The organism is Nocardia alni, from assembly GCF_019038435.1.
GTDB lineage: Bacteria > Actinomycetota > Actinomycetes > Mycobacteriales > Mycobacteriaceae > Nocardia > Nocardia alni.
The window spans coordinates 72,161-91,001 of record NZ_JAGPOX010000001.1 but is presented as its reverse complement, the minus strand read 5'-3'; the positions used below and the strand labels follow the sequence as shown (position 1 = coordinate 91,001).

Genomic DNA, 18,841 nt, shown 5'->3' with positions numbered 1-18,841 from the left:
TGCCAGCGATCACCTACCGACCGGCAGATAATGAACGTTTCGCAGACCGAAAACCCGGGGTACCGGCACACGTAATCTGTTGTGTATCAACGGTTTCAAGCAAGGAACCAGCGGCTGGACAACTCCATGGCAACCAGTCCGAACCACCCCGGATACGGCCTCCGCAAAATTTTTCCGAAAAGTGGCAGCCGTCATACGCACACAATCGCGAATCGTCGCGTAGGATCATTCACGTCGGCCCCTCCCCCCCGGGCCGACCTTACGCGGGCCTCGGCAAACTCCCCCCCTTCGCCGAGGCCCGCTCCTAATTTTCCAGGTATTTCGGACCGTGGATCACGCCTGATGACCTGCCTCCGACGCGCGGCGAAGCACATGTGATCCGAGTCGGCTGATCCCCCGCACACGCACACTGCGCAGATGCTGCATCGCGAACTCCGGCTCCCCGGCAAGCCGGTGCGCGGCGCCATCGTCGATCAGCACCGTGCCGGGCCGCGCGACACCTGTCAGCCGCGCCGCGGTATTCACCGTCGAACCGTACAGATCGCCGAATCGCTGGAGCACATCCCCGTAGGCCAGGCCCACCCGCAACTCGGGCATCGTGGTGGCATCGGATACGCCTCGGCGGGTCTGCGCCGCCGCGGCCTCCTGAATGTCCAACCCGATGCGCGCCCCGACCACGGCCGTATCGGCCGCGAACATCACCTCGTCACCGACGTTCTTGATCACCCAGCCGCCGTTGGCCGTGATCGCCGCGGTGGTCACGGCCTCGAACGTCTCCAGCAGGTCCGACAACTCCTCGGCGATCAGGTGCCGGGTCAGCCGGGTGTAGCCGACCATATCGGCGAAACCCACCGCCATCTCGCGCACGCTGTCGCCGCCGTACCCGCCGACCGAACGATCCAGGGCCGCCGCCAGATGCCGCCGCCACGCGTACGCCAGCAACTCCTGCAGGGACGTGACGACCTCCTCGGTCGCCTCCCGCGCCACCACCTCCGGATCCGCCCGCGGATCCTGCGCGGTGATCGCGTCGATCCGGTTCCCGATCTCCTCGACCACCAGGTCGACCTGCCATTCGGCCAGCCGCGCCATCGCCTGCCCCATGGTGCGCACGGACGCGGACTGGCGACGCACATCGGTGGAGGCCAGGGCGTCCAGGCGGCGGAAATTACGCACCGCGGCCACATCGGCATCGGTGTACTCGGCCGTCTCGTCGTCCGGGCCGACCGCGAACCCCAGCGAAATCCACAGCCGCCGATTCGATTCCACCGGCGAACCGGCGCGACGCGCCACCTCACCGCGGTCGTACCGGCGCGGTCCCCCCAGCAGGTACGGCTCGACCACCGCCTGCACCAGTGCCGACAACTCCGCGCGATCCATCTGCACGACGATACGGGGACATGGGGTGCACATCCGCACGCACCGTGCTGTGTCACAACCCAACTCGCGGTCCGTCAACCACCGGCTGTGATCATTTCCCACATTCTCACACCCGGTATTCAGACTATTCCCAGCTCGTTCACCGGGTTCTAATCATTGTCCAATATGTCCATTAATATTATTTACAATCATAGGAATTTACGGTTCGTATACGCCTATGAACGAAATAGGTGTGACCTTGAATGAAATACATCTCCCCGGCGGTGCTTTCCCGACCTACCCTGCGGGGACCAGTAGGTATGCGTGAATTGCCGGAACGCAGGAGTGTTGTCATGGTTCGTAAGAGCATTGCAGTCGGTGTGATTTCCCTGGGAATTCTCGCGGGTGGAGCCGCAGGCATAGCGGCCGCCAATCCGATTACGCCACAACCGAATGCGTCCGGCCCCTACACCCAAGGCAACCAGGAACCGACCGGAAAGAGCCAGTGCCAGACCGCCGCGGCGAATTCCGGGGGATTCGCCCTCGGCGGTGGCGGCGGCTGCTTCCCCTATCCGGACGACGGCAGCCTGGTCTACCCGAACCTGAAGTACTACTACAACCACTGATTCAGCGGTCTTCGTAGCGGCCCTTCGCCGCCGAGGCCGAACCGGGTCGAAGCGGTAGCCCAGCCATTCCTCGGCTAGGCGGCGGGCCAGTTCGAGGCGCACGTCGCCGACGCCGCGCTGTTTCTCGCCGCCGACCTGGCCGCGATGAACGGCGTCGAACTGCCCGTCGACGGTGGGTACGGCCTCGAGCGAGGCGAATGCGTCTCGGCCGGGCGGCCGGTCAGCCGAATTCCGCCAGTCGATGCACCTGTTCGCGGGTCGCGGGGTACAGCTGCAGCCAGGTTTCGTACAGCGCGTCGTAGCGCTCGCGATTGGCCGGGTCCGGCGGCACCTCCCGGTCGATGCGCGCCCAATCCGTTTCGGGCGCAACCAATCCCACGCCGATTGCCGACAGCAGCGCATCACCGTAGCTGGCGCCGATGGCCTGCTCGGGCACCAACTGGGTCAGCCCCGTGATGTCGCTGAGCGCCTGCGCCCAGACCGGGCTGCGCAGTCCGCCGCCGACCCCCACCGCCCGCACGACCGGCGAGTCGGCATCATCGAACATCTCCAGGATCTGCCGGATGCCGAAGGAGATCCCCTCGTACGCGGCCCGGAACAGATGTCCGCGCCCGTGCCGCAGGGTCAGCCCCGCGACCACCCCGCGCGCGTCGGGATCGAATACCGGGGTCCGCTCACCCGCCAGATAGGGCAGCACCACCAGCCCCTCGGATCCCGGCGGCACAGCCAGCGCCTCGGCCGTCAATTCGTCGAACGGCGCACCGCCGGTGATCTTCTGCAGCCACTGGGCCAGGCTCCCCGCGGTCGAGGTGCCCGCCGCGAGGGCGTACGTACCGGCCTCGACGCCCGTGGTCGTCCACAGTGCCGAGTTGGTGTGGAACTTGTCCAGTACCTGCACCAGGAACATCGTCGAGCCGTACATCAGCATGAGATCGCCGGGGTTGCGCACCCCGACGCTGAACGCCTCGGCGTAGGCATCCACCGTTCCGGCCACCACGGGAGTACCGGCCGCGATCCCCGTCCGATCGGCCGCCTCGGCGGTGACCGTGCCGACCACCTCGCCGGGCCACGCCAGCCGGGGCAGCGCAAGCTCGCCCAGGATTCGCCCGGCCCAGTCGGCGTTCCAATCGAAATCGCGGATCGCGTACAGCGGATCGCACTGACTGGCCGTGTGGTGGTCCTGCACGTATTCACCGGTCAGCTTGGCCACGACGAAGGAGTTCGAGCCGTACCAGCGGCGCGCCCGGGCCATGGCCTCGGGCTCGTGCCGGCGCACCCATTCGATCTTGGGCCCGACCGCCTGGCTGGACAGCGATTTGCCCGCCCGCCGAAGAATCTCCGCGGCGCCGAATTCCGCGGTGAAATCGGCGATCTCGGCCGAGGCCCGGGTGTCGATGCCGTACAGGATCGCCGGCCGCACCGGATCGTCGTGTTCGTCACACAGCACCAGGCACGGGCCCACGCCACTGACACACACCCCGGCTATACGCGACCCGCGAGGCGCGGCATCGACGAGCGCCCGGCTGATCAGGCACACCTCGTCCCACCACATCCCGACCGCGTCGACCTCCGCCCACCCCGGCCGCGGCAACGATATCTCGTGCGCCACCTGATGCTCGGCCACCACAACCCCATCGGCCCGAACCAGAACCCCCTTGCTACTCCCCGTGCCGAGATCAATGCCAACCAGCAATTCCACGACCGTCAGCGTATGCGCTCACGACCGTATTCAGTGGCGGTCCGGTAATCACTCCCGCCCGGTGAAACGGTGGGTCCGCGACGATGCCCAGCCGGGTGCGCCGGTCCGCGCGAAGCCGACCCAGGCCGCGTGCATGTGCGTGGCGAGCGCGGCCGGCGGTGCTGCCGGGCCGAGCAGGCCGCGGGGGCCGAGCAGTTCGGGAAGGTCCAGGCGGTCGAATACGAACGGCAGTTCCATGGTGTGCGCCGCGCCGAGCCGGCCGTCTACCGCAGCCGATCGCCATGCGAACTCGTACGTATAGGTCGCGGCCGTCCCGTGTGTCGCATGCGCCTCGGCGAGGCGGCGGGACCCGGCGCCGAACAGGGCGTCACCCATGATCTCCGAGCGCAACTCACCCGCCGTCACGTGTGGATGCCGCGCACGATATCGCGCCACCAACTCCGCCGGATCGGTGTGCACTCGGGCCGCGGTGTCGTGCACATCTCGGATGGTCGAGGTCGTCAGGTCGCCCTGCGGCGCGAGGTACAGATTGCCTTCGTCGGTGTTCGTGCCGACGATCAGCGCGACGTCGGCGCCCGCGCCGGCGGCCACGGCATCGGCCGGCTGCCGCTCGAGCACCAGACTGAACGCGCTCAACCCGAGCAGCGGATCGAACCGATTGCCTGTCCGCAGGTCCAGACCGCCCAGTTTCGGGAGGACGTCGACCAGATGCTCGTCCGGCACCTCGGCGAACTCGGCGACGGTCGCCTCGATGCCGAGCGCATCGGCCGCCGCGTGCGTGACGCGTGCGGCCTGCTCCGGGGAAAACGCGCCGAGTCCGCTACCGCTCTGCATGATGACGCGCTGGAACAGGCCCGCGGCGCCGGGGGTGACAAGCACCCCGCCCGCGATCGTCGCCCCCGCGGACTGGCCGAACAGCGTGACTTTGCCCGGATCGCCGCCGAAGGCCTCGATGTTGTTCCGCACCCAGCGCAGCGCGGCCACGATGTCGAGCAGCCCGCGGTTGGGGGGCGCGCCGGGCAGGTCGAGGAACCCGGCGATGCCCAGCCGGTAGTTGACGGTCACCAGCACCACACCGTCCCGGGCGAAGGCCGTTCCGTCGTAGAGCGGCGCGCGGGTGGAGCCGGTCATGAATCCGCCGCCGTGCACGAAGACCATCACCGGGCTGTTCTCGGCCCCTGGCGGGGCCCACACGCTGACCGTCAGGTAGTCCTGGCCCGGTATCCAGCCGGGCCCGAAGTAGGCCGACATGTCCAGGGCTCCGAAACCGTCGCGGCGCGGCTGCGGCGCAGTGGGGCCGGGCCGCATCGCGTCCCGCACGTCCCGCCATGGTTCGTGCGGCGAGGGCGCGGTGAATCTGGCCGCGCCCGTCGGCGGGGCGGCGTAGGGGATGTCGAGGAAGACGTGCGCGGCGCCGGCGATACCGCCGCGGACGGCGCCCCCGGAGGTGGTGACGATCGGGTTGGACACTCGTTCTCTCCTGTTATTCGGCCCGCAGGCGGGCGAAAGGCGCCCACTGCTTGATGGCGAACCGGTCGCCCTCTCGGACGACCTCGGCGCCGCCGTGCCCGCCGAGGTGTGCGGGCAGGACCAGCGCGTTCTCCTCGGCCGCCCGGGTGAGCAGACGCCTGCGAGTGGCCCTGGCGAGCACGGGATCCTCACAGAAACAGCTGTTGGTGTCGGGTTCGACGAACTGCAGGGCGGTGTGCAGCAGATCGCCGACGAACAGCGCGCGGTCCGTACCCGATTCGAGGGTGAGCACGGACGAACCGGGGGTGTGCCCCGGCGCCAGGTCCAGCGTCAGGTTCGCGTCGATCCGGTAGCTGTCCTCCCACAGCAACGTGCGACCGGCCTCGTGCACCGGCGCGACGCTGTCCTCGAACACGTTCTGATTGCCGCGGCCCAGGTTCGGCTGATGACCGTTCGCGGGGTTCCAGAAGTCGAAGTCGAGCCGTGGCATCAGGTAGGTGGCATTGGGGAACGTCGGCACCCATGTACGGTCGTCGAGACGGGTGTTCCAGCCGACGTGGTCCACATGCAGGTGTGTGTTGATCACCAGGTCGACGTCCTGCGGCCGGACCCCCGCGCGCCCGAGCTCGTCCAGGAAGCCGGTGTTCAGATGGCTCCACACCGGTGAGTACGGACGTTCCTTGTGGTTACCGACACCGGTGTCGACCAGGATGGTCGCACCCGCACTGCGCAGCAGCCACGTCTGGATGGCCGAGACGCAGACGTTGCTCGCCGGGTCGAGGAAGTCGGGCGCGAGCCAGTGCTCGTGCTCGTGCCACGCTTCGGCGGGGCTGTCGGGAAAGAAGACGTCCGGTGACATCTCCACCGAACCGAAGTATTCGGTGATCCGGGTGATCGTGACATCACCCAGCACAATTTCATCCATGTCCGCTCCGTGATTCTCGCTGGTGCCGACCAGCTTGCAGTCGCCGGCCGGGCGCGACCAGTCCCGCGTTTGCCTACCTCCGGCAGGGGCAGGCTGGTCGGCCGGAGGCCACGCATACTGGGGGTATGGGTGTTCCTGGCCAGCTGGGTGAGTTCCTTCGCGCACGGCGCGCCCGCCTGCGTCCCGAGGACGTAGACCTACCCGCACTGCATGAACGACGGCGCGTTGCGGGGCTGCGCCGGGAGGAGCTCGCGCAGCTGGCGGGGGTCAGCGTTTCCTACTACACGCGCCTGGAACAAGGGCAGTCGGTCAACGCCTCCGGCGCTATCCTCGACGCCCTCGCCGGAGCCCTGCGGCTCGATGAGCACGAGCGCGAACACCTCCACGAGCTCGCCACCCAGCGCCCGCGTCCCCGGCGCCCGCCGCCGCCGGAACGGCTGAGCCCCATGACCCGTGACCTGATGCGCGCGTTCGGGACGGCGCCCGCGCTCGTCCTGGGCCAGCGGACCGATGTGCTGGCCTGGAACGAACTGGGGCATGCGCTGCTGGCCGGGCACATCGATCGCACCGCGCCGGACCGGCCCGGGGACCGGCCGAACCTGGCTCGGATGCTGATCCTCGACCCGCACACTCGCGACCTCTACGCCGACTGGCAACGTAAAGCGCGCGCCGTCGTGGGCAACCTGCGGCTGGTCGCGGGACGGTACCCCGAAGACGCCCTGTTGGCGTCGCTGGTCGGGGAGCTTTCCATGCGCAGCCCGGAATTCGTGGCGCTATGGGGTGATCATCGGGTCAAGCCGTGCGAAGCAGACGCGTACGAGCTACGTCATCCACTGGTCGGCGCGCTCACGGTCACTCAGCAAATTCTCGTGCCTGCCCGTTCGCCGAAGCAGTCCGTGGTCGTCGTCACCACGACACAGGACTCGAACTCGCAGAACACGCTCGAGCTACTCGCGCAGTCCATTTCGGACAGCAACCACAGCGCCGCCCCCGTGTTCTCGCACCGGCCGGTGATCGAAATCGATGACAGCGCCGACGGATTCGCCTCATATCGAGCGCCGCGCGCTGAACACGGCGCAGCCGCAAGCCGTTGACCTGCGGCTGCGCCATTCTGTGGAGCCTAGGGGAATCGAACCCCTAACCCCTGCCTTGCAAAGGCAGTGCTCTGCCAATTGAGCTAAGGCCCCGGGCACTGTTGTCGCCGCCGATGCGAACGACCGTGAAGACGGTACCCCTCGAGCTGGGGCCGGGTCAAAACGAGACCTGTTCACCTCGGCGCCAGACGGCCCAGGTCAGGGGGACGCCGGGGCGGTAGGCCAGGTGGGTGGTGGAGGGGGCGTCCAGGATGTGCAGGTCGGCTCGGGAGCCGGGGCGCAGGACGCCGACCGCGCCGTCGGCGGACGGGTCGTGGCCCAGGGCCAGGGCGCCGCCGAGGGTCGCGGCGCGGATCGCCTCGTCCACCGAGAGGTTCATCCGCAGGACTGCGGTGGCTATGCAATAGGCCATCGAGGTGGTGTAGGAGCTGCCGGGATTCGCGTTGGTGGCCAGGGCGATTCGGGCGCCGGCGGACAGGAGGCGGCGCGCGGGGGCCGGGGGCTGCCGGGTGGACAGGTCGCAGGCCGGGAGGAGGGTCGCGACGGTCCGCGAGGCCGCCAGCGCCTCGATGTCGTCGTCGGACAGGTGAGTGCAGTGGTCGACGCTGGCCGCGCCGTGGTCGACGGCCAATCGCACGCCGGGGCCCGCGGCGAGTTGGTTGCCGTGTACGCGCAGGCCCAGGCCACGGGCACGCCCGGCGGCGAGCACCCGGGCGGACTGGTCGGCGTCGAAGGCGCCCGTTTCGCAGAACACGTCGATCCAGCCGACGCTGTCGGCGACCGCGTCCAGCATCGGCCCGCATACCAGGTCCACGTACTCGTCGGCGGCCAGTTCGGCTGGGACCACGTGCGCACCGAGAAAGGTGACCTCGTCGGCGACCGCGGCGGCGATTGCGGCACAGCGCTTCTCGTCTTCGACGGTCAGGCCGTACCCGGTCTTGGTCTCCAGATATGTGGTGCCCTGGCGCAGCGCCTCGGTGCGCAACCGGCGCAGATTCACCGCCAGTGTGTCGTCGGTGGCCGCACGGGTGGCCTCGACGGTGGTGCGGATACCGCCCGCCGAATACGCGCGACCGGCCATGCGCGCGGAGAATTCGGCGGTGCGGTCTCCGGCGAACACCAGATGGGTGTGGCTGTCGACCCAGCCGGGCAGGACGGCACGGCCCTCGACGTCGACGCGGCGATCGGCATCCGGCGCGTCGGCGGCGGGGCCGATCCAGCGCACCCTATCGCCCGCGATCACCACCGCGGCATCGCGCTGCACATCGAATTCGTCGGTGTTCGTGGTCAATTCACCGATCCCGGTGATCAGTGTGGCGGCCGCGGTCATTGCCATAGCGCTCCGATCTCGGTGTTCAGCTCCCGAGCGACCTCGGGAACGCCGGTGTGGACGCCGTCGCGCACCCGCCACCGCCCGGCCACCATCACATCGGTGACGTCGGCGGCGGTGGCGGCGAACAGGATGCCGGGGCCGTCGGCCCCGGCCGTGCGCACCGAATCCGGATTCACATGCACCAGGTCGGCGCCCTGCCCGACCGCGATCGAGCCGAGACCGGGCCAGCCCGACGCACCGTGCGCGGCGGCCGCGGCCATGATCTCGGCGGCGTCGAACCGCCCGCGCTGCCCGCTGGCCAGGCGCTCGTGCAGTTCCAGCGCCCGCGCCTCGAACCAGGGATCGACGACCGACTGTCCGTCGCTGCCCAGGCACAGCCGCACCCCGGCGTCGGCCAGACCCCGGGCCGGGCCGATGCCGTCGCCCAGGTCGGCCTCGGTGCTCGGGCAGAACGACGCCCAGCTTCCGGTCAATGCCGCGATATCCGTGCCGGTCAGATGGGTGGCATGGACGGCGACGGTGTCGGGGGTGAGCGCATCGGCCTCGTGCAGCAGCTCGGTCGGGGTGCGGCCGTAGTACGCGAGGCATTCCTCGTTCTCCTCGAGCTGCTCCGAAAGATGCACGTGCAGTGGCCTACCCGACGCCGTCCGCACCACGACGGGCAGTTGCTCGGCCGGCACCGCGCGCACCGAATGCACCGCGACACCCACTCTCGCCAGTTCACCTGCGGGACGGAAGGATTCGAACCGCTGCGCCCATGCCTCGGCGTCACCATCGTCGAACCGGCCCTGCACGCCCTCGGTCGGTTTACCGAAACCACCTGCCACATAGCAGGTATCGAGCAGTGTCAGGCGGATACCAGCGTCGGCGGCCGCCGCGACCAGCGCGCAGGAGAACTCGTTCGGATCGGCGTACCGCCGGCCACGGGCCGGATGATGCAGATAGTGGAATTCGGCGACGCTGGTGTACCCGGCCAGCACCATCTCCGCGTAGACCGCGCGCGCCAGACGGTAGTACGAGTCGGGCTGTAACCGCCCCGCGACCGCGTACATCCGCTCACGCCAGGTCCAGAAACTTCCCCGGTCGTCGTGTGTACGCCCGCGCAGCGCACGATGGAAGGCATGCGAGTGGGTATTCGCGAAGCCGGGCACGATCGTTCCGGAAAGTGCTGTGCCACTCGGCTTCTCATCGCGGGACACCGCGGTGATGACCGCGTGGGAGATCTCGATGCGTACATGCTCCGCGACGCCGTCGGGCAGCCAGGCCCGGCGAGCCCAGTAGGTACTCATACTGGGCCCTTTCCAATTCGTATATCCCCGGCGCGCTTGTGGCTGGAATCGACCGTGCGCTGCTGCCCACCGCGAGCGGTGCTGGTCATGGACTACTCATCCCACATCGGGATGCGCACGCCGTGCTCACGCGCCACCTCGTCCGCCGCCGGATAGCCGGCATCGACGTGTCGCAGCACGCCCATGCCCGGATCGTTGGTGAGCACCCGCTCGATCTTCTGCGCGGCCAGTTCGGTGCCGTCGGCCACGCATACCTGACCGGCGTGGATGGACCGGCCGATACCGACGCCGCCGCCGTGGTGGATGGACACCCAGGTCGCACCGGAGGCGGTGTTGACCAAGGCATTGAGCAGCGGCCAATCGGCGATGGCGTCCGAGCCGTCGGCCATGGCCTCGGTCTCGCGGTACGGGGAGGCCACCGAACCGCAGTCCAGGTGGTCGCGCCCGATCACGATGGGCGCGGACAGCTCGCCACTGGCGACCATCTCGTTGAACCGCAGGCCCGCCCGGTGCCGCTCGCCGTAGCCGAGCCAGCAGATACGCGCGGGCAGCCCCTGGAATTCGACCTTCTCCCCCGCCATCGTGATCCAGCGGGCCAGTCCCTCGTTCCCTGGGAACAGCTCCAGGATGGCGCGGTCGGTGGCGGCGATATCGGCCGGATCACCCGAGAGCGCGGCCCAGCGGAACGGCCCCCTGCCCTCGCAGAACAGCGGGCGGATATACGCGGGGACGAAGCCCGGAAAGTCGAACGCGCGCTCGTAACCGGCCAGTTCGGCCTCGCCGCGGAGGGAGTTGCCGTAGTCGAAGACCTCGGCGCCGCGGTCCAGGAAGCCCACCATCGCCTCGACGTGCGCGCGCATGGACTCCCGGGCGCGCCGGGTGAACTCCTCGGGCTCGGCGGCGGCGTACTCGTGCCACCGCTCGAGCTCGACGCCGATCGGCAGGTAGGACAGCGGATCATGCGCCGAGGTCTGATCGGTGACGATGTCGACCGGCACCTCGCGGCGCAGTAACTCGGGCAGCACCTCCGCGGCGTTGCCGACCAGGCCGACCGACAGCGGGCGGCGCTCGGACTTGGCGGCCAGCACGCGAGCGACGGCGTCGTCCAGATCGGTGGCGACCTCGTCCAGATAGCGGGTCCGCACGCGGCGCCGGGCCCGGTGCGGATCGCAGTCGATGCACAGCGCGACGCCGTCGTTCATGGTGACCGCGAGCGGCTGTGCGCCACCCATACCGCCCAAACCTGCTGTGACGGTAAGGGTTCCGGCCAGTGTCCCGTCGAAGCGTTTGGCCGCGACGGCCCCGAAGGTCTCGTAGGTACCCTGCAGGATGCCCTGGGTGCCGATGTAGATCCAGGACCCCGCGGTCATCTGGCCGTACATCGTCAGCCCCGCCGCCTCCAGCCGCCGGAACTCCGGCCAATTCGCCCAGTCCCCCACGAGATTCGAGTTGGCGATCAGCACGCGCGGCGCCCATTCGTGTGTGCGCAGCACACCGACCGGCTTACCGGACTGGACCAGCAGGGTCTCGTCGGCCTCGAGATCGTTCAGGGTGCGGGTGATCGCATCGAAGCTGGCCCAGTCCCGGGCCGCCTTCCCGGTGCCGCCGTAGACGACCAGGTCCTCCGGGCGCTCGGCCACGTCGGGATGCAGGTTGTTGTGCAGCATGCGCACGGCCGCCTCGGTCTGCCAGGTGCGGGCCGACAAGACGGTGCCGGTCGCCGGTCGAACGGTTCGGGACATGGTCGGATACCTCTCCACGGGGTGGCGTCGGGATGAGTCCGAATCGCGTCATGAACCCATTGGAACCGCTCGGCTGCCCCGAAACGAGTCCCGGATCACCGTTTCAGTCTGGTATCTCAGACAGATGGTCCGCTGCTCGCCGAGGGGCGGTCGGCGCCTCGACTCAGGCCGTGTGCAGATCGAATCCGCTCTGGCCCGCTGATCCCAGACCCGCGCGCAGACGCAGGGACGGGATCTCGTAGTCGCCGCCGTTCTGGGAGCGATACGGGATCGGGTCGGTGTCCGCCAGGGTGAGCAGGCGCTCGCGCCATGCCTTGGCGGCGATCGAAAAGTCCTCGGGGGTCAGGCGGTTCGCCGCATACAGGACGTGCGGCGGCAGGATGGTCATGCCCGGGTAGTAGAGGATGCCGTGCTGGATGGGGAACAGCAGGGCGTCGATGGGACCGTTGACGCCACGGTCGGTGTAGTGCGAATACTTCCCGCCGAGGGTCACCGAGACCAGGGCTCGCTTCCCCGTCAGGGTTCCTTCTCCGTAGCGCTCACCGTATTTGACGTCGCTGTGCTCGCCCACGCCGTAGCCGAAACCGTAGCTGAACACGCGATCCACCCAGCCCTTGAGGATCGCGGGCATGGAGAACCACCACAGTGGGAATTGCAGGATGACCGCGTCGGCCCATCGCAATTTCTCCTGTTCGGCCAGGATTTCGGCGGCGAGCTGACCGGATTCCAAGGCCCGCGCGGAATTTCGTTCGATCTTCAGGGGATGCGTTGCCGCGGAGCCGAAATCGTCCGCGTCCACGACCGACTTCCAGCCCATCGCGTACAGATCGCTGACCCGTACCTCGTGCCCGGCCTCGGTCAGCGTGGACACCGCTATCTCGGTCAGTGAACCGTTCAACGAGGCGGGTTCGGGGTGGGCGTGGACGATGAACACCTTCATGGCTACTCCTTCGGATCGGATGACTCGATCCTGACGACCGCGACGCGCGATATTCAGGGGCGTTCGTACCGTCGGTCCGGGCTTCCTGGTATCGGCGGGACCACCCCTCGGCCGGTCATCCTGCCCGTTGACCAACTCAGATTGTCAAACGATATACAGGCGACGTCGGAGATACTTGCCGACAAGTGTGATGTGACCTAGCATTACCTGTGAAAGTTGTAAGACAATCTTCATCAGGTGGGCGGTCACCCAAACCATCGGCCCGTCGCGACCACGACGCACCGCGCCCGCCTCGACCACGACCGACTGACGCCGCCTCGGAACTCGAGCCGACACGATGTCGTCGTGGCGTACGAACAGCGGGTCACGCCCGGGCGTGAGGCCGTGAACGCACTGGAAGGCTGGGGATAATGAAGTCCTACACCGCGGCGATCCGTGACTATCCGCATACGACGGAGGTGAAGGCCGGACGGCGCGTACCGGCCGATTGCCGGATCGAATTCGTGGATGTCGAGCCCATCCACCGGGCGTTCGCCCCGATGGTGCGTGAACTGCGCTATGACTTCAGTGAGCTGGCATTGGCCACGTATCTCCAGGCGCGCGAGGCAGGCAAGCGGATCAGCGCGCTGCCGTTGGTACTGCACGGCAACTTCCACCACGGCTCGATCTTCCGCCCGGCCGACGGTCCGGCGCTGAGCCCGGCGGATCTGACCGGCCGGCGAGTCGGCGTGCGGTCGTATACACAGACGACCGGCCTGTGGGTGCGGGGCGTCCTCGCCGAGGATCACGGGCTCGACGCGGACAAGGTCACCTGGGTGACCACCGAGGGCCCGCATGTGGCCGAGTACACCGAACCGGACAACGTGGAGCGCACCACCGAATCCCTGAGCGACCTGCTGCGAGGCGGTGACATCGCCGCCCTGCTCGTCGGGCGCAGGGCCCTGCCCGCGGACATCGCGGTGACCACGCTGCTGCCGGATCCGCAAGCCGCACAACAGGACTGGTATCGCCGGCATGCGGCCGTCCCGATCAACCACCTGCTGACCGTGCGCACCGATGTGCTGCGGGAGGATCCGGCCGCGGTACAGGGCCTGTACGACGCGTTCGCCGCGGAAATCGACGCGCACACCGTCGACGGACCGCGCAAGGTCGGCCACGGCCTCGACGATCGACTGCTGGCCGCACTGGAGTTGGGTGTCCGCTACGCCGCACAGCAGCATCTGATCAGCGCCGAACCCACCACGGACGAGATCTTCGCCGACGCGAAGCAGTATCTGAAACTTCGGTAACCGCAGCCGTAAACACAAATCGCGGCCCGAGATCGTATCGGCCTGCGTTATATCGACCTGCCCTGAGCCGATGAGCCATGGGTAATTCGCTTCATCGCGCACAACTATTTCATGCGTCGATAAAATCACATATATCTCCCTGGATTTCCCGTGCTTCGCCAGTTGCCCACTAGTTCATAAATGGGCGATCGACCAGTAAATCCGGCGTCAACCTGATCCGGGCACCCCTGAGCGGTGCAACCGGACGATCTTTCATGCCTTCTAACAGCCAATAGTCCATCCGCCTGTACGACATGTATCTTTCCCGTTTCCGATACATGAACCGATTGAAGGCAACTCGGGGCAACACATTGCGGGAGGCGAATCTGTAGCCAATACTCTGTACATAACTTGTGATCTGGGACACGGAGCCGTACCTATCCGGGTTCCCAACAATGGTGAGGGTGAATATGGAAGTTCAACGACGAACTGACGACGGCGAGTCGATTCTTCTACGGGATCGCCGATTTTCCAGCTTTAGGTTTCACATGAAAAATGATCAACCCCGCGCCGGTAGAGGCGCTGTCCGCCCGCACTCGCGGGCACTGTATTTCGGTGTTCGCGCCGCCGTGGTCGGCGCGAGCGCGTTCACGGCATTCGGACTGCTGTCCACCGGCGCCGCGAACGCCGATACCTTCGTGCCGCTACCCAACGGCGAACAGGTCGGCGATGGCGTGAAAATCGATCGTTACGGCGAGTCCGCGAACATCTTCCCGTCCATGTCGGACAACGGCGTAGGTCGCGACGCCATGGTGTCGGGGACTGTCATCGCGAAGGTCGACAAGGCGCCGACGTACTCGCGAGTCGGCCCGTTCAACACCCCACCCGCGAATAATCCGGGCACCAACAATTCCAACACGCACGGAGCGTCGCAGCTGAACACCGGCTATATCGTGGGCTGCCAGGTCGCCATCGGCACCTCGGCGATCTCCGCGGGCGGCGGCGTCAGCGTGTCCACCACCAGTGTCGGGGCCAGCGGTTCGGTCAGTCTGCAACTCGGTCCGGGGCAGGTGGCATTCGTGCAGGTGTCGTACAAGGACATTCTGCATCCCGGCACCTATTCCATCACCTACCGGGACGCCAAGATCGACGTGCAAGGGTGCGGCGGCTACGCACAGGCGCGCGCGTACACGAACGTCGAAGTTCTCGGCAATTTCTACTCCCGGACCACGCTCTACGGGCAACCGTTCAGCATCGGATAAAGCGATCCACTTCGCTCTAACCCCTTCCGGCCGAAACGATTCCCTTCAGGACCGACATGATGATTATTCGTAAACATTTCCAGGCGGCTTGTCTGACCGCTGCCGCCATCACCGCGATCGGGCTGCTGTCCACCGGCGCCGCCGACGCGGACACCTTCATTCCCCAGCCCAACACCGTGGTGACACAGAAACTCCCGGACGGCACCGTCATCACCGTGAGCCTGACGAACCAGAGCGTCGACATCAACCCGTCGATGGGCGATACCCCGGTGCATCGCAACACCTGGGTCAGCGCGAACGCGGTGATGCACGCAACCAACGGCAAGATCCTCAACGGCTGGATCTGGCCCGGCTATATCGTCGGCTGCCAGGTCGACATCAATGCCGTGAGCGACGCCACGACGGGCAGCGGCACGCAGACCACAGCGACGGGCGCGATGAGCGCCACCAGCGGAAGCACGGCGACACTGAGCCTGGGCCCCGGCCAGGAGCAGAACTTCAACATCCTCGACATCGAAGGAGCGGACCCCTTCGGCGCCGACCACAACTTCCCGTCCAACTCCTACCGGAACACCAACGATGTCGGTGTGAGCTGGAAGGACACCACCATCGCGCTGACCGGCTGCGCCGGGTACGCGCAAGCGCGGGCCTTCGTGAAGATCCGCGCCCAGACGGACACGGCGGTTGGGCAGATCGTCGCGTGGGGCCCACCGTTCAGCCTCGGCTGAGCGTCGCCCGGTCCCAGCCCCGGTCGTGTCACGGCACGGCCGGGGCTCCGACGACCAGCGGATGCGGATTGCGCGGTCCGGTCGACTCCCGGATGATCAGCCGCCCGTCCAGCCCGGTCGCCTGATTCCGCTCCGAATGCACGCCCCGAATCATCTTGCTCAGCTCGAGAAAGGCCGCCGCGCCGATGGCGCGCTGCGGCATCGCCATCGTGGTCAGTGGTGGTTCGTGGAAATCCGCGCCGAAGATGTCGCCGGACCCCACCACGCTGATATCGCGCGGCACCCGCACACCCGCGGCACCCAGGCCGCGGATCAGGCCGATGGCGAGCACATCGTTGAAGGTGATCACCGCGGTCGGCGGATACTGCAGGATCTTGCCTGCCGCGCCCGCGCCGCCGGCCATCGTCGGCGGGCACGGACCGACCCGGTTGACCCGCAGACCGAGTTCGGTACCGGTATCCAGGATGGTGCGCCACCGGTTGCCGTCCGCCCATACCGCCGACGGACCGCTCAGATAGGTGATCATCTGATGCCCCAGATCGCGCAGATGCGTCAGGGTGGTACGCACCGCTATCGTCATATCCGGCACCACACAGCACAGGCCCGGCACCACACGGTTGATCACCACCAGCGGAATCTTCTCCGCGACGGCGTATAGCGCACGGTCGGACAGCCGCGACCCCGACACGACCACGCCGTCGAATGCCGGCAGCAGCCGATCCAGCAGTTCACGTTCGGTCCGCCCGGCCCCCTGGGTCGCGAACAGCGCCGCGGTGGCCCCCGCGGTCTGCGCGGCGGTCTGCACGCTCTGCACCAGGTGGAAGTAATAGGGATTCGTGATGTTGGATACGACCACGGCGATGGCGCCGACGCCCCCCGACGAAGCGGTGGAACTCGACCGGGGCCCGGCCTCGGCCCGATACCCCAGTGCCTCGGCGGCTGCGTGCACCCGGGCGGCGGTTTCCGCACTCACCCGCCCGGGACGTGAAAAGGCCCGTGACACAGTCGAAGTCGCCACGCCGGCCGCGTTGGCGACATCGTAGATCGTGGCCGGCGTGCCTTGCCTAGCCATGACGTTTTCGAATGCTCATACGTCCTGCCCTTGGCTCGAGATGTATGATACCGCGCACTCGAGTCCATGCCGCCCTCGACCACGACGGTCGGCTTGCCGTTCCTGGTATCGACAGGACCACCCCGCATGGGCGTAACCCTGGCAATACTGGAGAGATGGACGATCTCGCCGACTTCCTGCGCACCCGGCGCGCCCGCGTCGACCCGGCGGCAGTGGGTATCAGACCCGACGCCCGCCGCCGCGTCACCGGGCTGCGCCGCGAGGAGATCGCGCATTTGTCGGGCGTCAGCGTCGACTATTACGTGCGGCTGGAGCAGGGCCGGGCCCGGCAGCCGTCCGCGCAGATCCTCGATGCGCTGGCCACCGTGCTGTGCCTGGACGCCGTGGAGCGCGACCATCTGCACCGGCTCGCGCGGCGCAGGCGCCCGTCCGCCGGGGAGGCCGAGCATACGGCCGTCCGGCAGCGCCCCGAACTGCTGCGCGTGCTGGATCTCATGCCGGACAGTCCGGCATTCATCGTCGACTACCGGCTCGACGTCCTGGCGGGCAACCGGATGGCCGAACTGCTGTACGACCGCAGGCCCATGCGGGGAATGAATACCGCCCGGCATATCTTCCTGGACGAGGCCAGCCGCGCGCTGTACGGCGACTGGGAGGGCTGCACCTGCGACACCGTGGGTCAGCTGCGCCTCGCGGCCGGGAAGTATCCGGACGACCCACAGCTCACCGCCCTGATCGGCGAGCTGGCCATGCACAGCGACCGGTTCCGTCATCTCTGGGCCCGCGCCGTCGTGCACAGCCGCACGCACGGCCGCAAACCCTTCACCCATCCCCTGGTCGGCGACCTCGAGCTGCATCAGGAGAATTTCATGGTGGCCGACAACACGGGAACCGAGCTGGTGATCCTGTCTGCCACACCCGGCGGTAAGACACACGACAGCCTGCGGCTGCTGGCCAGCATCGGCGCGACCGACGATCGGGATCTGGGCGTCTCGGAACCGAGCACGAGCGGACCGGATCGCAGCCGTCCGGCCGGAATGTAGCCGAGCCGGGTGGACCGTGCCGACTGTCCGGCGATGCGCGGGCCCTGCCGCGCCCGGGTCGGTCCGCGGCGTGGGAGTGCTTGCAGGAGAGTAACTTCGAACCGTTGTGGGCGGCGCTCGGAGATCACAGTAGGGTGGGCGTCATGAAAATTCTGCTTACCCTGGGTGTCGTGGTCGGTGTCATCTTCGCCATCAACAAGTTCCGGCAGCGTCCGAGTGCGGACCTGTGGCACGAGGTAACCACTCGCTGATTCGTCGTACGCGGCGCCGAGAGCATCTCAGCGTGCTCTCAGCGCCGACCTGCGACCGTGGCCGTGTGCAACATCTGATTCTCACCTACGGGGTGGCCTCGGTCTTCGTGCTCATGCTGGCGGAGTCGGCGTGCATTCCGATCCCGTCCGAGGTCACCATGCTGCTCGGTGGCGCACTCGCGGCGGGCGCGGTGAGCGGGCCGCATCCGAATCTGATCACCGTGATAGCCGCCGGAACGCTGGGCAATGTCGCCGGCAGTTATCTGGCCTGGCTGGTGGGCCGCTACGGTGGGCTCCCGATCCTGCACCGCTGGGGCCGCTACCTCTTCATCCGTCGCGAGGAACTCGACCGAGCCCAGGACTGGTTCGTACGCCGCGGGGCCTCGTCGGTGTTCTGGGCGCGTCTGCTGCCCGGGATCCGTACCTTCATCTCCCTACCCGCTGGAATTGCCGAAATGCCCGCCGGCCGGTTCGGCCTGTACACCCTCGCGGGCTGCCTGCCGTGGACCGCGGCGCTGGCGATCGCCGGCTACGCGGTTGGCGCCGACTGGCCCAGCGTCGAGAACGCGATACGTGGCCCCGGTTATGTCATCGCGGCCTGCGTCGTCCTTGCGGCGATCGCCGCGTTCCTCGTCGTGCGCCGCAGGCGTCGGAACGCATAGTCCCGGGCGCGGCCACGGACGCCCGTCCAGTCGTTCGATGTCGAAATTGAAGCGTCGCAGATAGGCCGCGAAGGCGGCCAC

The 18,841-nt window shown here is 67.6% G+C and carries 17 protein-coding genes and 1 tRNA gene; 8 read left to right on the top strand and 10 right to left on the bottom strand.

Annotated elements, in window-relative coordinates; translation table 11 throughout:
- Positions 1-333: 333 nt before the first annotated feature.
- Entirely contained in the window at positions 334-1,377 is a 1,044-nt protein-coding gene (locus tag JZ791_RS00385) for an adenylate/guanylate cyclase domain-containing protein (RefSeq protein ID WP_216892042.1), read from the bottom strand.
- A gap of 332 nt (positions 1,378-1,709) precedes the next feature.
- Here JZ791_RS00385 and JZ791_RS00380 point away from each other — a divergent pair, with 332 nt between their 5' ends.
- A complete protein-coding gene (locus tag JZ791_RS00380; protein WP_216892041.1) occupies positions 1,710-1,982 on the top strand; it encodes a hypothetical protein in 273 nt (90 codons plus the stop codon).
- A gap of 220 nt (positions 1,983-2,202) precedes the next feature.
- Here JZ791_RS00380 and JZ791_RS00375 read toward each other — a convergent pair whose 3' ends face one another.
- Genes JZ791_RS00375 through JZ791_RS00365 form a run of 3 tightly spaced genes read right to left on the bottom strand, consistent with a single transcriptional unit; the run spans position 2,203 to position 6,076 of the window.
- Positions 2,203-3,681, bottom strand: a complete 1,479-nt coding sequence (locus JZ791_RS00375) for an FGGY-family carbohydrate kinase (protein WP_216892040.1) — start codon at positions 3,679-3,681, stop codon at positions 2,203-2,205.
- Positions 3,682-3,729: 48 nt separating this feature from the next.
- A complete protein-coding gene (locus JZ791_RS00370; protein WP_216892039.1) occupies positions 3,730-5,151 on the bottom strand; it encodes a carboxylesterase/lipase family protein in 1,422 nt (473 codons plus the stop codon).
- A gap of 13 nt (positions 5,152-5,164) precedes the next feature.
- Entirely contained in the window at positions 5,165-6,076 is a 912-nt protein-coding gene (locus tag JZ791_RS00365; protein WP_216892038.1) for an MBL fold metallo-hydrolase, read from the bottom strand.
- Positions 6,077-6,201: 125 nt separating this feature from the next.
- Here JZ791_RS00365 and JZ791_RS00360 point away from each other — a divergent pair, with 125 nt between their 5' ends.
- Complete coding sequence (locus JZ791_RS00360) at positions 6,202-7,170, top strand: helix-turn-helix transcriptional regulator (protein WP_216892037.1); 969 nt, start codon at positions 6,202-6,204, stop codon at positions 7,168-7,170.
- 20 nt (positions 7,171-7,190) lie between these two features.
- Here JZ791_RS00360 and JZ791_RS00355 read toward each other — a convergent pair.
- The 5 genes from JZ791_RS00355 to JZ791_RS00335 all read right to left on the bottom strand — a co-directional run bounded on the left by JZ791_RS00355 (position 7,191) and on the right by JZ791_RS00335 (position 12,474).
- Positions 7,191-7,263, bottom strand: a tRNA-Ala gene (locus tag JZ791_RS00355).
- Between the two features lie 64 nt (positions 7,264-7,327).
- On the bottom strand, positions 7,328-8,500 hold the full coding sequence (hutI, locus tag JZ791_RS00350; RefSeq protein WP_216892179.1) for an imidazolonepropionase: 1,173 nt from the start codon (positions 8,498-8,500) through the stop codon (positions 7,328-7,330).
- Entirely contained in the window at positions 8,497-9,792 is a 1,296-nt protein-coding gene (locus JZ791_RS00345; RefSeq protein WP_216892036.1) for a formimidoylglutamate deiminase, read from the bottom strand. Before JZ791_RS00345 ends, hutI begins: the two co-directional genes overlap by 4 nt.
- 92 nt (positions 9,793-9,884) lie before the next feature.
- Positions 9,885-11,534 carry a urocanate hydratase gene (gene hutU, locus JZ791_RS00340; protein ID WP_216892035.1) on the bottom strand — a complete coding sequence of 550 codons (1,650 nt, stop codon included), beginning with the start codon at positions 11,532-11,534 and terminating at the stop codon, positions 9,885-9,887.
- Positions 11,535-11,697: 163 nt separating this feature from the next.
- Positions 11,698-12,474, bottom strand: a complete 777-nt coding sequence (locus tag JZ791_RS00335; RefSeq protein WP_216892034.1) for an NAD(P)H-dependent oxidoreductase — start codon at positions 12,472-12,474, stop codon at positions 11,698-11,700.
- A 410-nt stretch (positions 12,475-12,884) separates the two neighbouring features.
- On the opposite strand from JZ791_RS00335, the gene JZ791_RS00330 reads away from it, so the two are divergent.
- The 3 genes from JZ791_RS00330 to JZ791_RS00320 all read left to right on the top strand — a co-directional run bounded on the left by JZ791_RS00330 (position 12,885) and on the right by JZ791_RS00320 (position 15,732).
- Positions 12,885-13,763: an ABC transporter substrate-binding protein gene (locus JZ791_RS00330; protein ID WP_216892033.1), complete on the top strand. Its 879-nt coding sequence runs from the start codon at positions 12,885-12,887 to the stop codon at positions 13,761-13,763.
- Between the two features lie 449 nt (positions 13,764-14,212).
- Positions 14,213-15,004, top strand: a complete 792-nt coding sequence (locus tag JZ791_RS00325) for an MspA family porin (RefSeq protein WP_438804474.1) — start codon at positions 14,213-14,215, stop codon at positions 15,002-15,004.
- A 59-nt stretch (positions 15,005-15,063) separates the two neighbouring features.
- The gene (locus JZ791_RS00320; RefSeq protein ID WP_216892032.1) at positions 15,064-15,732 is read left to right on the top strand and encodes an MspA family porin; all 669 of its coding nucleotides are present in this window, start codon (positions 15,064-15,066) and stop codon (positions 15,730-15,732) included.
- Between the two features lie 28 nt (positions 15,733-15,760).
- On the opposite strand, the gene JZ791_RS00315 is transcribed toward JZ791_RS00320, so the two are convergent.
- Positions 15,761-16,804, bottom strand: a complete 1,044-nt coding sequence (locus JZ791_RS00315) for a LacI family DNA-binding transcriptional regulator (protein WP_216892031.1) — start codon at positions 16,802-16,804, stop codon at positions 15,761-15,763.
- Positions 16,805-16,959: 155 nt separating this feature from the next.
- Here JZ791_RS00315 and JZ791_RS00310 point away from each other — a divergent pair, with 155 nt between their 5' ends.
- The 3 genes from JZ791_RS00310 (at position 16,960) to JZ791_RS00300 (ending at position 18,760) form a co-directional block, all read left to right on the top strand.
- A complete protein-coding gene (locus JZ791_RS00310) occupies positions 16,960-17,847 on the top strand; it encodes a helix-turn-helix transcriptional regulator (protein ID WP_216892030.1) in 888 nt (295 codons plus the stop codon).
- A gap of 143 nt (positions 17,848-17,990) precedes the next feature.
- Positions 17,991-18,098: a DLW-39 family protein gene (locus JZ791_RS00305; RefSeq protein WP_216892029.1), complete on the top strand. Its 108-nt coding sequence runs from the start codon at positions 17,991-17,993 to the stop codon at positions 18,096-18,098.
- A gap of 65 nt (positions 18,099-18,163) precedes the next feature.
- Entirely contained in the window at positions 18,164-18,760 is a 597-nt protein-coding gene (locus JZ791_RS00300) for a DedA family protein (RefSeq protein ID WP_216892028.1), read from the top strand.
- Positions 18,761-18,841 lie beyond the last annotated feature (81 nt).